The sequence below is a fragment of the Streptomyces sp. NBC_01439 genome, assembly GCF_036227605.1.
In the GTDB taxonomy this organism is placed as follows: domain Bacteria; phylum Actinomycetota; class Actinomycetes; order Streptomycetales; family Streptomycetaceae; genus Streptomyces.
This window is the reverse complement of record NZ_CP109487.1, coordinates 9,208,308-9,222,557: the sequence shown is the minus strand read 5'-3', so window position 1 is coordinate 9,222,557 and position 14,250 is coordinate 9,208,308. Positions and strand designations below refer to the sequence as shown.

Annotated in this window: 13 protein-coding genes; 6 read left to right on the top strand and 7 right to left on the bottom strand. The window is 69.1% G+C overall.

What is annotated here, in order from left to right; translation table 11 throughout:
- Positions 1 to 71 precede the first annotated feature (71 nt).
- Both OG207_RS42035 and OG207_RS42030 read right to left on the bottom strand, forming a co-directional pair.
- Positions 72 to 1,088, bottom strand: a complete 1,017-nt coding sequence (locus OG207_RS42035) for a hypothetical protein (RefSeq protein ID WP_329106771.1) — start codon at positions 1,086 to 1,088, stop codon at positions 72 to 74.
- 173 nt (positions 1,089 to 1,261) lie between these two features.
- On the bottom strand, positions 1,262 to 2,614 hold the full coding sequence (locus OG207_RS42030; RefSeq protein ID WP_329096518.1) for an IS4 family transposase: 1,353 nt from the start codon (positions 2,612 to 2,614) through the stop codon (positions 1,262 to 1,264).
- 539 nt (positions 2,615 to 3,153) lie between these two features.
- Here OG207_RS42030 and OG207_RS42025 point away from each other — a divergent pair.
- Complete coding sequence (locus tag OG207_RS42025) at positions 3,154 to 3,606, top strand: subtilase-type protease inhibitor (protein WP_329106769.1); 453 nt, start codon at positions 3,154 to 3,156, stop codon at positions 3,604 to 3,606.
- A gap of 170 nt (positions 3,607 to 3,776) precedes the next feature.
- On the opposite strand, the gene OG207_RS42020 is transcribed toward OG207_RS42025, so the two are convergent.
- Together OG207_RS42020 and OG207_RS42015 are read right to left on the bottom strand one after the other, a co-directional pair.
- Positions 3,777 to 4,523, bottom strand: a complete 747-nt coding sequence (locus OG207_RS42020; RefSeq protein ID WP_329106767.1) for a lytic polysaccharide monooxygenase auxiliary activity family 9 protein — start codon at positions 4,521 to 4,523, stop codon at positions 3,777 to 3,779.
- A 66-nt stretch (positions 4,524 to 4,589) separates the two neighbouring features.
- The gene (locus tag OG207_RS42015) at positions 4,590 to 5,990 is read right to left on the bottom strand and encodes a fibronectin type III domain-containing protein (protein ID WP_329106765.1); all 1,401 of its coding nucleotides are present in this window, start codon (positions 5,988 to 5,990) and stop codon (positions 4,590 to 4,592) included.
- A 412-nt stretch (positions 5,991 to 6,402) separates the two neighbouring features.
- On the opposite strand from OG207_RS42015, the gene OG207_RS42010 reads away from it, so the two are divergent.
- Entirely contained in the window at positions 6,403 to 7,326 is a 924-nt protein-coding gene (locus OG207_RS42010; RefSeq protein WP_329106763.1) for an aminoglycoside phosphotransferase family protein, read from the top strand.
- 459 nt (positions 7,327 to 7,785) lie between these two features.
- On the top strand, positions 7,786 to 8,346 hold the full coding sequence (locus tag OG207_RS42005; protein WP_329106761.1) for a GNAT family N-acetyltransferase: 561 nt from the start codon (positions 7,786 to 7,788) through the stop codon (positions 8,344 to 8,346).
- Positions 8,347 to 8,590: 244 nt separating this feature from the next.
- On the opposite strand, the gene OG207_RS42000 is transcribed toward OG207_RS42005, so the two are convergent.
- Positions 8,591 to 9,037 (bottom strand): hypothetical protein, encoded by a 447-nt coding sequence (locus tag OG207_RS42000; RefSeq protein ID WP_329106759.1) that lies wholly within the window; start codon positions 9,035 to 9,037, stop codon positions 8,591 to 8,593.
- Between the two features lie 738 nt (positions 9,038 to 9,775).
- Here OG207_RS42000 and OG207_RS41995 point away from each other — a divergent pair.
- The 3 genes from OG207_RS41995 (at position 9,776) to OG207_RS41985 (ending at position 12,365) form a co-directional block, all read left to right on the top strand.
- Positions 9,776 to 10,066 (top strand): hypothetical protein, encoded by a 291-nt coding sequence (locus OG207_RS41995; protein WP_329106757.1) that lies wholly within the window; start codon positions 9,776 to 9,778, stop codon positions 10,064 to 10,066.
- Positions 10,067 to 11,027: 961 nt separating this feature from the next.
- Positions 11,028 to 11,318: a hypothetical protein gene (locus OG207_RS41990; protein ID WP_329106755.1), complete on the top strand. Its 291-nt coding sequence runs from the start codon at positions 11,028 to 11,030 to the stop codon at positions 11,316 to 11,318.
- Positions 11,319 to 11,660: 342 nt separating this feature from the next.
- Entirely contained in the window at positions 11,661 to 12,365 is a 705-nt protein-coding gene (locus OG207_RS41985) for a hypothetical protein (RefSeq protein WP_329106753.1), read from the top strand.
- Between the two features lie 186 nt (positions 12,366 to 12,551).
- On the opposite strand, the gene OG207_RS41980 is transcribed toward OG207_RS41985, so the two are convergent.
- Positions 12,552 to 12,680 carry a hypothetical protein gene (locus tag OG207_RS41980; RefSeq protein WP_329106751.1) on the bottom strand — a complete coding sequence of 43 codons (129 nt, stop codon included), beginning with the start codon at positions 12,678 to 12,680 and terminating at the stop codon, positions 12,552 to 12,554.
- A 241-nt stretch (positions 12,681 to 12,921) separates the two neighbouring features.
- Positions 12,922 to 14,088: an FAD-dependent oxidoreductase gene (locus OG207_RS41975; protein WP_329106749.1), complete on the bottom strand. Its 1,167-nt coding sequence runs from the start codon at positions 14,086 to 14,088 to the stop codon at positions 12,922 to 12,924.
- Between the last annotated feature and the right edge of the window lie 162 nt (positions 14,089 to 14,250).

Sequence of the window (14,250 nt, the reverse complement as noted above, 5' to 3'; positions counted from 1 at the left end):
GTCACGAGGCGGGGCCGGTGGCGCGGACCGGGGCATTCGCCCGCGGACCGCGCGATCAGCAGCCGGGCCACCTAGGAGGAGGGAAGCTGGGTGAGAGTGCCGCTCGGGGTGGGCCGGATCTGCTCGCCGTCCTGGTTGGACAGACCGCCCTTGCAGTTCCAGGTGCCGGGGACGTACTCGTACTGGTCCTGCGTGTACGGGCTGGTGTGCTGGGTGTAGATCCCGCACATCGCGTTCGCGGCGTTCGCCGGGCTGGAGTACCGGTCCTTGTTCACGATGCCGTCGACGAGACCAGCGGTGTAGGCGGTGTCCTGCTTGGTCGCCGCACCGTCGGTGGCGTACTTGGCGATGCAGGAGGCGTTGCCCGGCGGACAGTCGTCGATCGCCTGCTGGTTCTCCGTCTGTTCGATGCAGCCGGTCGGCATCGAGCCGTCCGAGAAGGGCACACAGGTGTTGGAATTGCCGACGGGCGGCCTGTCCCCCGAGGGAATCGGGGGCCGGCTCGGATCCGGCGTGTTCGTCGTCGGGGTCTCCGGGTTCGGAGTACCCGTGGCGGCGGTGTTCTGGTCGATCCGCACGTCGGCGATCACAGCACCGTAGACGCCGGTGTCGAGCGACGTGAACGTCAGCACGGGGTTGTCCGTGCTCGCGGTGAACGTGTAGGAGTTCGCGAACCGCCAGGGCGTGCCCACCGTGGTCCGCGGGAGCGTGACCAGCTCCTTCGTGGCCCCGCCGGGGGCGCTGATGTTGTAGCGCCGCGTGGCGGGGGCCCCTGCGTCGTACTGGTTCGGCGAGTCGTCCCACCGCACGGTGACGGAGCTGCCGGCCTTGATGTTCTGCAGCGTCTGCCGCAGGAAGCCCGTCGTTCCGGGATTCAGGTCGAACGCCTGAAGGCTCCTGGGATGCTTGGCGAGACCGGATCCGTACAGGTCGCCACTGCCCTCCCAGAAGTCGGGAGCCCTGGTCAGGAAGCCGCCGGTGGCGACCGAGGGCTGAGCCATGATTCCGTTCACAGCGGTCGGCAGATCGTCCGCCAGTGCAGGAGTTCCCGCCGCATACATGCCGAGGAAGGCGGTCGATCCGACCACGGCGGCAAACCTGCCACCAAGAATCCTGAGAGACACGTCAATCCTTCGATTCGAACGTCCGTGTGGGGAGATCCCCTCACGAGGACGATGCTTTGCCTCCACCGAGAGCCGGGCAAGCCGAAACGACGACTACTAGACCCAACGCCGTTCAGTTAGGGCAGGGCTGGGTGGCGTCAAGGGTCCGTGGTGAGCATGTTGATGCTGATGGTGGCCTTGTAGGTGGCCCGGTCGATGGCGGGTCCGCGGGCGTTGTATTTGGAGATCGCTCGTTTGACGATGCGGTCTTTGGTGCGGACCCGCCGTGGGGGCAGGAGCTGGGCCAGCACGTGGCGGCCGATGGCTCCGACCAGGTCGATGACGGTGTCGGCGATGATGCCCGCGGCCAGGACGAGCTGGTCACGGGCGGCGGACAGTGCGACGGTGAAGCCGGCCCGGTCCGGGTCGGTGCCCGGGATGCTGTCGGTAGCATCCGTCATCGCGGTCCGCAGAGCCTGGTAGGCGACCAGGAGAGCCCAGACCTCCTGGTCGATCCCGGCCGGGGTGCGGGCACGCAGGACCCGTCCGCCCAGGATCGTGGATTTCAGCTCCGCGTAGGCAGTCTCGATTTCCCAGCGTTCGTGGTAGAGCCGGATGAGCTCGGCGGCCGGGTGCGTTGACGGGTCGGTGAGGGTGGTCAGCAGCCGGTAGTGGCCGGTGCGGACCTCTCGGGAAGTGGCGATGCTGATCTCGGCGTCGATGACCCGCACGGTCAGTGCGCCCAGCCGGGCCAGGAATGAGCCGTCGCCGCAGTGGGCCACCGGTGGCAGTCTCCGGCCGGACTTGCAGCGCACCAGCAGGTCGGCGCCGGTGGCGGCGAAGCGGTTCAGCAGTGCGGTGGCAGCGAAGTTCCGGTCGCCCAGCAGCAGCATGCCGGCACGCAGATCGCCCGCCAGTCGGCCCGCGTACTCCAGCTCGCCGGTGCCGGCAGGGCCGAACGCCGCCCCGATCACCGCCCGGGTCCCGCAGGCCACCAGCGCCACCAGCCGGATCTGCGGATAGCCCCCGGCCCCGTTATTGCACCGCTGTTTGGAGAACACAGCGAGGTTCGCCGGGGCGTCCGGCACCGGCAGCAGCGTGCCGTCGACCGCCACCACCAGCAGCCCGCGCCACCGCATGGCGGCCGCCGTCGTGGCCACCGGGCCACGCACCAGGTCGAACAGCGCCTTCAACGGCGCCGCGCCCACACGCTGACGGGCCTGTCGTAACGCGCTGCCGCTCGGTCTGGTGGGCGCCAGGCCCGCCAGACCCGCGCACAATCGGTCGAAGACCTGCCGATAGCCCAGCTCGGCGAACAACGCCCCGGCCAGCAGTAGGTACACCGTGACTCGCGCCGGTACCAGCCGGACCCGCCGCTGAACGGCCCCGCTCGCCGCCAACACTTCATCGACCATCTCGAACGGCACGATCCGGGTCAGCTCGCCGATATGGCCAGGCGCGAACACCCCGGCCGCTACCTTGACCGTCCTTGTTATGGCAGCCTGTTCCAACAGCGGAGCTCCTGTGGTGAGGATGTCTTGGAGGACAAACCTCTTCTACAGCAGCTCCGCTGCCTCGTTCATCGGTCTTGACGAACAGCCCCCGCCCCTAACTGAACGGCGTTGCTACTAGACCGTCTTGATCACAAAGATTTTCGGAAACACGATCGCTTTTGAAGCACTCGTGCGAAGTGCTCGGGAGCTGATGGGGCAAAGGTGTCACGGACCTTTTCGCATCCGCCTTCTGACGCCTTTTTCGGTCGTGGCAGCCGGCGTAGCGGAAGGCGACGGACGCACCCGTTCTCGCACCTTCCCCAGCGGACCGAACCGGCCTCGGCGTGGTCCACGGCGATGAAAGCGCCGGTCGTCGATGCTTTCCGAGCCTGGCCACGGTCACCTCAAGGCGGTCGCTTCACGGCAGAACCTGAAGCGTCGGCGCAGGAGCCCTGCACGGAGCCGAACGCGTGAACGGGCGAGACGGCCACCACACTTGGGGGGATGGGTACAGAGGACCGCAACAGCGATCGCCCCCTCTGCCCCAGGAGATTCCCGTGCACCGCTCCACATGCGCCGCAGCCGTCGTGATGCTCCTCGCCCTCGGCGGGGCCGCACCCGCTTACGCCGTGGCCTGCCCCCCGGAGCAGAACCAGCGAAGCAGCCTCACCTTGACCGTGTCGCCCACAGACGGCACCTCGGCGCGCACCGCGCAACGGAGCGCAACACTGGAATGCGGGACACTCGCCGGAACCCACCCCCGCAAGGAAGAAGCCTGCAGCCAACTGGAAGCCGCCGGCGGGAATCTCGACTCCCTCAATGTCGAACCGGAAGCGTTCTGCACCATGATCTACGCGCCGGTAACCGCGACCGCCACGGGAACCTGGCGCGGCGCACCCGTGGAATGGCAGAAGACCTATGCCAACGAATGTCAGCTCACCAGTGAGACCGGCCGCGTCTTCGACACCTCGGCGGTCGGTGACGCACCGCAGAACGACGCCGCCCGGTAGCCGTCGGCGGAAAGCGAGGCCCGTCATCACGGCTGCCCAGATTCCTCGGCTCCTTCGCAAACCGCCTCTCTCGGCAGCAGCACGGTGCGCTGGTGCCGAGAGGGGCGGCTGAGCCCCCGAGCCCGGGGAAGGGGACCGGGGCTCGGGGTGTGGGGCCTACCGGCGTCCGTCTACTTGAAGGTGACGTCCGAGCAGGAGTAGAAGGCCTCCTCGCTCTGGAAGGAGCCGTCGGGCCTCTTCAGCCCGTGCCAGATCGTGTAGATCAGGTGCTTGCCCTTCTTTTCGGGGAGCACGGCCTTGAACGTGAACGCCTTCGCGCCGAGGAAGCCCGCGGGTGCCGTCGTGGCCGCGGTGTTGTCGGCGCTGAGGAAGGGGGTGTCCTCCAGGTCGGACCACTTCAGCGGCTTCTTCGGGTCGTAGCCGTCCTTGGTGACGTACATCTCCATGCGGTACGGGTTGTGCAGCGCGCTGATGTCGTAGCGCAGGTCGTACTCGGCACCACCCGGCAGTGTCGTCGAGGGGAAGTCGTCCCGCGCCAGGTCCAGACCGGAGAACTGGGCATTGCCGGCGCTGCACAGCTTGCCGTCGGGTATGCGGGCGCGGTGCTGCGGGGAGGAGGTCGGGGTGCTGTGGTCGATGGCGCGGCCCTGGACGATCGACTTCCAGTCGCCGGGGATACCGGGGCTCTGGGCGAGGGCCAGCCGGCAGGCCTCACTCGCCTTCGGGTTCTTGGTGCAGGCCACGCTGCGGCTCACCGGGTCGGCGAGGGAACCGTGTGCGGAGGCGGGTGCGGAGCCGAGGGTGGTCACGGCGAGGGGGAGGGCCACGAGCGCGGTGAGGCGCAGCAGGGCGGTGCGGCGAGCCGGGGGCCGTGCCAGGGCGGGGGACGTCGTGGCGGCGGGGCGGGTCGTACTCATGAGGGGGACGCTCCTGGTCATGGGGTCGGTCATGCGCGTGGGGCGGCAGGCGGGCGGGCGGGTGGGTCAGCCCGCTGTCTTCACGGTCAGCTCGCGGGAGAACGCGCCCCACGTGCCGTCGCCGAGCCGTGCCCGGATCTTCACGGTGTACGAAGAGCCGGGGTGGGAGCCGACCAGCACCTCGCGCGAACCCTTCGTCGTCGGCACCGGCAACACCGGATCGCCGGTGCCCCACATGAAGGTCTGGGCGGGCTTGCCGTTCAGGTAGACCTGGTAGGCGGTGATCTGGCCGACGCCCTGCGGGACGGACCAGGTGAGGTTCAGGTAGTGCTGGGTGACAGCGCCGTCCTGCTTGGTGGCGGTGGTGGCGGCGAAGTCGCCGGGGGCGGCCTTGCCACCGTTGCCGTCAGGTGCCGCAGTGGTCGTCACCTGTGCTTCGCGGGTCGGGTCGGACTCCTTGCCGGAGGCGTCGACAGCAGTGACCTTGAAGCGGTAGGCGGTGCTCGCGGTCAGGCCGGAGACGGTGGCCGAGGTGGCCTTGGCGTCCGCCTCTTGGACCTTCGTGCCGCCCCGGTAGATCCGGTAGCCGGTGACGGCGACGTCGTCGGTCGCCGCGCGCCAGCGCAGGGCGGCCTGGTACGGGCCCGAGGCGGTCGCCTCCAACTCCGCGGGGATGACCGGCTTCACCTTGTCCTGGCCGGGCGCCACGAGGGTGGTGAGCACGATGTCCTTGCTGAAGCCGGTAGTGCGGCCGTCGGCGCGGACGGCGCGGACCTTGAACGCGTAGCGGGTGGCGGGGGTCAGGCGCTCGACGTCGGTCATCGTGTCCTTGACGGTCTTGACCTGCTTGCCGTCCTGGAAGACCTCGTAGCGCACGACCTCGGCGCCGCCGACGGGCGGCTTCCACATCAGGTGGACGGCGGTGTCGTCCTTGACGAAGGAGCCGCTGTCGGCGGGGACGGCCGTGTTCGTGCCGGTGTCGCCTCCGTTGCCCGACGGGCCGTTCACCTTGCATCCGGTGATTTTGGGCATGCCCTTGCCGGCGGGGTTGATCCCGACCTTGACGGTCCGGTTGCCCTTGGCTGCCACGTCGGCGCGGTCGGCGATCGGCTTGATGCTGACGTGCTTGCCGGTCTGGCGGAGTTCGTACGCCCAGGGGTTGTCGAGGGTGACTTGCCCCTGCGACACGTCGAACTCGGCGGTCCAGTCCCGTACGGGCCGGTCGCCCTTGTTGGCCACGGAGACCTCGCCGGACGCCCACCACACGGTGGCCTGGTCCGCGAGGCGGCAGGCGGCGCTGAGGCCGTCCTTTTCCTCTCCTGCATTGGCGGCCACGGGAACGACGACGGAGCCAACCCCGACGACCACGGCCGCGCAGGCCAGGGCAATTCGCTTTCGGGACATCAGAAACCTCTTGGTCAAGCCGATCCGCCGGTGCAGCGGCAGCATCGAAAGTGTCTTGGTCAACACCCGTGACCCTAAGCACGGTTTGCGGCCGGAACGGGCCTCTGAGGGGCTGCGAGCTATCTGTTATCCGTCCCTTAAGGTCCGGATAGGACGCCCTTGATCCCCCTGGCCGCACCCTTCGACGCTGCGAACGCTGAAGATCACGCTCCGTTCCCGACCTCCGGGTGCCGCCCCCTGGGAGCACGGTGGGTTCGGCGGCGTCCGCGACCGCGCCCACCAGCCGCGCCGCCTCCTCGGGCCCTGGCACCGACCGGTGGACATGGACGCCGAGCATCCCGGGAACCCGCCCTGCGAGAGCACCCGGTCGAGTACCTGAGGTGCACGAGCACCTTCAACGCGACGAGCGGATCCTTGGTACGCGGCCCTACGTTGGGTCGTTGTGGGAAACCCGCTCTCCGAAAGGACACCCCGCATGCGTGGACCGCAGGGCATCGAAGTCCCTGGCGCCCTGGTCGCGTCGTACACGAGGAACGGTGGTGAAGAGGAACGGGCCTGGGTCGCCCGGCTGCCCGCACTGGTGGCGGAGCTGCTCGACAGATGGGGACTGGAGCGCGACGGCGGCACCGCTTCTGGCGAGGCCTCACTGGTGGTCCCGGTGCGCCGTACGGACGACACCCGCGCCGCACTCAGACTCCAGATGCCCCGCGAGGAGACGACCGCCGCGCTGATCGGGCTGCGAGCGTGGAGCGGCGACGGCATCGTGCGGCTGCTCGACCACGACCCGGAGAGCAGCGCCATGTTGTTGGAGCGCCTGGACCCCTCACGCACCCTGGCTTGCGTGGGGGACGACGACGTAGCCATGAGCACCTTGGCCGCCATCATGGGCCGGCTGCACTCCGTCCCGGCGCCCGCGGGCCTGCGCGGTCTCGGTGACGTCGCGCGCGACATGCTGGCGTCCGTGCCGGAATCCGCCGCCGCTCTGACGGACCCCGCGGACCGGCGGCTGCTGCGCGACTGGGCCTCGGCAGTCACCGAGCTGGTCGACGAGCCCGGCGACCGGATGCTGCATTGGGACCTGCACTACGACAACGTGCTCGCCGCCGAGCGCGAGCCGTGGCTGGCCATCGACCCCGAACCCCTCGTCGGCGATCCGGGCTTCGATCTGTGGCCGGCGCTGGACACCGGGTGGGAGGGGCTCCACGCCACCGGGGACGCCTCCCGGGTGCTGCGGCGCCGCTTCGACCTGCTGACCGAGGTACTCGGGCTGGACCGGCGACGCGCGGCTGGCTGGACCCTGGCCCGGCTGCTGCAGAACACGCTGTGGGACATCGAGGACGGGCGAACCGCCATCGACCTCTCCCAGACCACCGTGGCCGAGGCGCTGCCCCGCCACTGAACACTTCGCCGACGAACGCGGGCTGCCCCGCACCGGACCGGCCTGGGGGCCTTGACGAAGACATCGAGGCCATCGGCCTGGACACCTGTGCGGTGGGCGACGACCGAGTCCTCGACTCGGGGTCCGGGCGAGCGCGCGGGCCGCCCTCGTTGTGGTGTCCCTCAGCGGTGGCGGTGACCGTCCCCGTACCTGCGGGCGGCCGGTTGCTGCGGGAGGCGTCGGGACGGTCTTCGTTCGGGTTCGGGTTCGGGTTCGGGTTCAGCGTCCAGTCCTGGCGCTCCAGGTCGGCGCAGATCACCCCGAGACCCGGTTACAGCAGCCGTTTTGACCTGCGATTTCAAGTTGGCAGGGGCTCGCTGACGTACCAAGTTGATGTGGCTCCACCTGTGTGACAGGGGCAGTTCGGATCGGGTTCTGGAGGGGCTGTGCAGCGCACACTGCAGCATGATCGAATAGGGGATGACATCCTTCTGGACTGGCGACCGGGTACGCCTTCGCGGTATCGAGCCCGACGACTGGACGGCATTCATGCGCTTCGCCGTCGACGAGGAGCGGTTGGGAGACGTGCTGCACCCACCCCGTTCCGCCGAGGGCTTCCGTGCCTGGGCGAAGGAACAGGCCGCTGCCAAGTCCGACGGCGACTGCTTCGGGTTGGCAATCGAAGCAGTTGGCACGGGGGAGATGGTCGGTGCGATCGGCTCGCACCACGCTGATCCCCGTGCGGGCTGGTTCGAGTACGGCATCACGATGGGTGCTGACCACCGGCGCAAGGGCTACGCAGCAGAAGCCGTGGTGATGTTGATGCGCTTCATGTTCGCTGAGCGGCGCTATCACAAGTGCGGGGCACGGATCTTCGCCCACAACGAGGCGTCGTTGGCACTTCATCGTCGGCTCGGTTTCGTCGAGGAGGGTCGCCTCCGCGATCACGTGTTCTTCGCCGGCCGGCACCACGACCTCGTCGTGATGGGCATGCTCGCCAACGAGTTCGCGCGGCTGCACGCGATGGGCGAACTTGCCTGAGTGTTGGATCCTTCGCGGGAAGCTCACCTCGATCGCCTTCGACTTCCGCCAGGAGGAGGACGAGCTGACACCGCTGCCCGGTAAGGGCTTCGTGTGCGGCAGTTCGCTGTGCAGTGCCGGCGGGACTTCCTCGAGCGTGGAGCGCGCACTCCGGTCACTCCCCCAGGGTCCTGCTGGTCCTGGCCGTCCTGCTGGTCGTGCTGGGGTCGTCTTCTGCGAAGGAGGCAGCTTGACGTCACCGTCCTCATGGCAGCGCGGTGAGGCGGGTGATCAACTGGCTGAGGTCAGGGGTCGATAGGTGCGACATGAGTTGGCGCAATGCCGTGGCATGCTGACCAACCCGCTTGAGCGTCGACCGTCGTTTCGGGGCTTGACCGGGAACGTCCTGAGCGGGCCCGCATCCGGCAGCAACGTAGAGCCTGTCCAGTCCAACCCGCCGCCCCCTGACTCCGTCTGGCCCGACGACGGCCAGGCCGGTCACGACCTCCGGTTCTCGGCCGTCGTAGAGCTGTACTTCCACGTCCAGTTCAGGGCCGCGGAAGAACAGTGCAGTACCGCTGAAGGGCAGGACTTCCGCCGCTTCTGGATGCGCGAAACCCGCTTCCTCATGCAGGAACGAGAACGCCGCTGCAGCCTCGGTCCGGAACTCTGCCTGCAGATCTAATGCCGGGCTCATGACCTGATCATCCACCCACCGGGCCACCTCCGGAAGCCCTCGTCCTGGCATGGGCTGCCGGTCGTAGCACGTCGAAGTGCTTGGTCAGAGCCTTGGTGGAGACCGCTCGGGGCTCTTGCGTCCCCTGGCGGTCCGGCGGTCATGAGAGTGATGGCTACCCAGGTGACGAGGGTTCCGGAGTGCTGGACGAGTCGTGTCCGGGTAGCGGGGACGCACTGCTGCCATCCCCGCCCCGGGTCGGGAGGCGCTCGCCGGTGGCCGTGGCCGCGACGACCAGAACCGGTCGACCACGCGTGCCTCGCCGAGAACGGCGAGCGGCGGTGTGCCGGACGCGGCCGGTTGCTCGACGGTCAGCCCGTACGTGCCCGCGGACGAGGCGGCGAGGATGTCAGCCTCCTCTTCGGTGGTCCAGCCGGAACCCGTGCGCATGGGGGCTGTCGGCGACGACCAGCGAGGCGGGCCGCTCGAAACTGGCGAACGGCCGATGTGGGCTCCGGACAGTTCGAGCAACAAGGCGACGCCGTTCAACGGATCCGTCCAGATTGATGGCGATGCAAGTACCTGACCGGCCAGAAGTGCATAGATCGTGCCCGAACGATGGCCCGCGCGATATATGCCCGCACAGCATCGAGTAGGTAAGATCGCGAACGCCTGTGCGATACGTCCTGCAGGCACCCTCTGCTTGGGCGCACCATCTCACGCCCGCCCACTTTGATTCGGCTGCGCACGCATGGCGCATCGGAAGGACCAGTCATGTCAAAGTCGCCGCAGGACCGCCCTCTTACACCACTCGCCAAGAAGAAGTTCTTTGACGGACTCGCCCCATGGCAGGTGGTTCTCTCCCTGCTCCCGCTGGGACTGCTGTTCATAGGCGGCGCGATCGGCGGTGGGCTGGGCGCTGTAGGCATGGTCGCCAACATGAAGATCGCCAAGACACAGCTGCCGACTGCCGGCAAGGTGGCGGCCATGCTAGGGGTCGGTCTCGCAGCGGTCGTCGTCTTCCTCGTGGTCGCAGGATTGCTGTCCTACGCCTTGCACGGCTGATTCCACAGCGGAACCCTCGGGGCGGTGGTCCATGCCGATGGCCCGGGGACTTCGGCGACGTCTGCGCCGGCCTTCTCGCAGAGTGTGGCGATCTCGTTGGCAAAGCCGACCTTCCTGCTTGCGGACTTTCGCCGAGCGGGCAGGATTCATCCGGCGGTACTTCACTGTCGCTCTGGTGGCGCGGGCCGATGACCCGGTGCACCCGCCGTGTCGCGCCCCGCTCGTCGGCCGCCGCGGGGATCGCCGCATGCCGGGGCCGGAGCGGGGGCGGGCAGCGGGGTCGAGGTCGCAACGTCCGACCGACAGCACCCGGATGGCCGAGGGCCGGTCCTACGTGATCGCGGTCGCGCACGGTGCACAGAGGAAGAGCGCTGGATGTTGCCGGGAAGCGTCCACGTGGACACGCCGTCGCCGGACGACACCGGAGACTCCCGGCAGGGCGAGCACAACGCGTCCCTGTGCGAGGCAGCACCGGCAGGCCAGGGAGCCCGCTGGGTACGGGCCGTAGCCCGACAGATGGAACGATGACTCCGGTCAGCAGGCACCCTGCGGGAATCGCGCGAGTCCTACGGTCCTGAGCCGGGGGCCGGGGTGGGCGCGGCCCGTGGGTCGTCGGCCGGTACCCGGGCGCCGGGCGTGGCCGCCGGAGCGGGCGAGACCGAGGTGGTCGCCCCCGACACGGGGCCCAAGATCTGATGGAATTCGGGCGACAGGAGGACTTCTCCCGCGTCTCCGCTTCCGCGGAGTTCTACTCCGTTGCCGAGCTGCACCGTGTGGCGCGGGAGTTGTCCCCGGGATGGTTCCGGGCGCGGGAGCAGCACGGGGAGTTCGACGGCGTACCGCTGGAGGAGCGACCCGCGCTGGTCGTGGGAGTGGAGGGGCTGACCTGCCGACCGACCCGGCCTCCTACGAAGGTCGGCTGCCGGTCGAGTTCGATCTGTACGACTGGGCGGTCGGCAGTGTGGAGGACGCCTTCACAGCGGCCATCGGCCTGAACAGGGGCGAGATCAACTGGCGGAACCTGTGCTGGCCGGATGTGCCCGCACAGGCCTTGTACGGCGAGTGCACGCACGCCGAAGTGACGCTCCTCTTCAACACCCGCACCCGTGACCTGGACGAGCCGGCCGACGACCACACCGTCCTCGTCCACGTCCGCAGCATCACCGTCGACGGCCGCCAGAGAACGGAGCCGCAGGCGCAGTGGCTCGCCGGACGAATGGGCCTCACGGTTCTTGGACCCGGGCAGCTATGAGACGTGGACGGCGCCCTTTCGCAGCCCAAGATCGACGGGGCAGAACCCGGTGGTTCGGGGGAGGGATGGTCGGGAGGCACACGGCGCCGTCGCGCCAGCGCGGGATCCGCCCGGCCAGGCCGCTGAGGATCCAGCCCCCTCGAGCGTGGGCGAACCTGCCCCCGCGCCCAGGTCCGGCGTCCAGGTCCGGTGCCCGCAGGCGCGTAGCTCTGCTTCGTCACCGGCGTCCGGTCTAAGGGGCGTTCACGGCCCGCATCGACGGCCCCACCCCATCGCGGGGCGCCGTCTTGACGCCTCGTATTCTCCTTCCGACCCGCTCCCTCCCCCTTGAAGAGAGTCTCCGTGTACACCGCTCACCGCTCGATCGCCGCCGTCGCCCTCACGAGTGCCGCGGCGCTCGGGCTCACCGGATGCCTGGCGTCCGAACCGTTCCCCGGCCAGCCTGCCTCTCGCGTCCTGAACGACTCCTTGACCGCGCTGCGCGGCGCGTCCACGTTCACCGTCAGCGGGACCTCGTCCAGCCAGGGCGTACCCACGCAGGTGAACCTGTCGATCAGCGGGACCGGCGAATGCAAGGGCACCCTCTCGGCCCAGAACGGCGGCAACATCGAAGTGGTCCGGACCCAGAAGCACACCTTCCTCCGGGGTGACGAAGCCTTCGTCCTCGCCCGGACACAGGACATGCCCGAGGACCAAGCGGTCGAGGCCCGCAAGGAGATGGCGGGCCGCTGGATGCGCACGGAGACCTCGGACCCCTCCATGAAGGGACTGACCAGCCTGTGCGACCGGGACGGTCTGCTCAGGGACTTGTACGGCGTTCAGGGCGCGGAGAAGGGCGCGCTGACCGAGATCGGCGGCCAGGAGGTGGTCACGGTCAACACGACTCAAGGGGTCTTCCTCGTGGCCACCAAGGGCGAACCGTTTCTGCTGAAGGCGACCACCAGCGGCTCGAACGCGATCGATCTCGCCTTCACCGGCATCAACAGCCCCGTAAAGGTGGACGTTCCGGCCGACAAGGACGTCTACGAGCCCGACGACAACGGCTGACGTCCGCCCGCACCTGTTGCCTTCGATGCGTGCTCGGAACAAGAGGTCCACCGCGTCGAACCGCTGCCGGGCGGGCCGTAGCCGGGGGCGGCGAACGCGTCGAACGGACGGTTCCTCCCGGCGGCGGATCGTACCGCGGCAGTGCGCGCCGGGAGAGTAAGGAAGCCGGCATCGTCAGGTCCCTCCCTACCGGGTCAGAGTGCGGGTGAAGGTCTGGCGGACGCCATCCCGGATCTGGACGGTGCCGGCGTCCTCGCGCGGTGGGTCGGGGGTGGCGACGTAGAAGTCGGGGTGGTTGAGGATCGCCGCAGCCACCGCGTCGGTCAGGACCCGTGCGGGGAGGACGTCGGCGGCGGCTCGGCGTCCTGCAGGGTGAAGGTGACGTTGATGCCGGCCGGGCTGGTGAAGCGGACTCCGTCGCCGCCCGGCTCGGCCGAGGCGGCAATGGTGTGCGGGCCGCCCAGGAGAGCGTCGGCGATACGGGCAGGTCGAGCCGCACCTGCTCTCCTGGTGGCGGTCCCGTCGGTGGGAGTTGGGGGCGCTTTGCCGGCCGGGCTCAGTTGGTGCGAACGGGGCGCGGCTCAGGGAGGGTGTGGGCCGGCCAGAGGCTGTCCGGGAAGGCGGCGTCGTCGGAATCGGTGTCGGGCATGAGGGTGGTGAGCATCTGCTGGGCGGCCTTGGCGTTGTTGGTGGCGCGGGGCAGCATGACGCTTTCGTAGGCGTCGAGTGCCTGGTCGATGGTGGGGTGGTCGATGATGGCTCGGGCGAGTTCGGCGCCGTCGAGCAGGGCGAGGTTGGCGCCTACGCCGACGGGTGGCATCAAGTGGGCGGCGTCGCCGAGCAGGGTGATGCCGGGGACGCGCTGCCAGAAGTGGTGAACGGGAAGGACGAACATGGGCCGGTTGATGAAATCGCCCTCGTTGTAGCGCAGGATGTCCAGGAGGCTCTCGTGCCAGCCCTGGTACTCGGCGAGGAGGCGCGCGCCTACGGCTCGGGGGTCTGTGAGGTCGAGGCCGGCGTGCCAGTCCTGGGGCCCTCGGAAGTTGATGTAGGCGCGGACGTGTCCGTTGCTGTTCCGCTGCAGCACCAGGCTGCGGCGGCCCGCCTTGGCCGACATGGTGCCGCGCCCCACCAGGCGGGCGATTCCGGGGTGACGGTGGTCAACGTCGTCGAAGTGGGCTTCCACCAATGTGACGCCTGCGTAGATGGGTTGGGCGTCGGAGAGCGCGGGGCGTACGCGGGACCAGGCGCCATCGGCGCCGATGACCAGGTCGAAGTCTTCGCCCGTGCGGTCGTGGTGGAGGCGGGCGGCACCGCGGGGTAACGGGGTGACGGCCTTCACGGTGTGGCCCCAGCGGACCGTGCCGGGAGCGAGGGAGTCCAGCAGGAGCGCGCGCAGTTGGCCACGGTCGATCTCGGGCCTGCTCAGGTCGCCCTCGCCCGCCTGGTCGTGGCGGATCAGGTTCGCGTGGCGGTCGTACAGGCGCCACTCCTGGCCCTCGGGCCGGGAGAGGGCGAGGAACTGGTCGAACAGGCCGGATGCGCGCAGGGCTGCCTGGCCGGTGTCTTCGTGGATGTCGAGAGTGCCGCCCTGCGAGCGGGAGTGGGGGGCGGGTTCGCGTTCGAAGACCGTGACCGGCACGCCGTGCTGTTGCAGGACGCGGGCGCAGATGAGGCCGCCGAGGCCCGCGCCGGCGATCGCGATGCGAGTGGTGGTGGACACGAGGGTCACGCTCCGTTCAAAGGTTGGGGAGGGTGCTGGGGTACTGGGGCGACGCCCCGTTCTGGGCATGCCGGATCAGTCGTTCCGGTGTGGAAGCGCGTCCCGGGTGACGGGGGCCGGGTGCCGGTCAGCCGCCCTCGCTCACAGAAGCACAGTAGATCC

Coding starts and splice junctions, on each gene's coding strand:
- OG207_RS42020 (WP_329106767.1), bottom strand. CDS start 4,523: ATGAGTACGACCCGCCCCGCCGCCACGACGTCCCCCGCCCTGGCACGG.
- OG207_RS42010 (WP_329106763.1), top strand. CDS start 6,403: ATGCGTGGACCGCAGGGCATCGAAGTCCCTGGCGCCCTGGTCGCGTCG.
- OG207_RS42005 (WP_329106761.1), top strand. CDS start 7,786: ATGACATCCTTCTGGACTGGCGACCGGGTACGCCTTCGCGGTATCGAG.
- OG207_RS41995 (WP_329106757.1), top strand. CDS start 9,776: ATGTCAAAGTCGCCGCAGGACCGCCCTCTTACACCACTCGCCAAGAAG.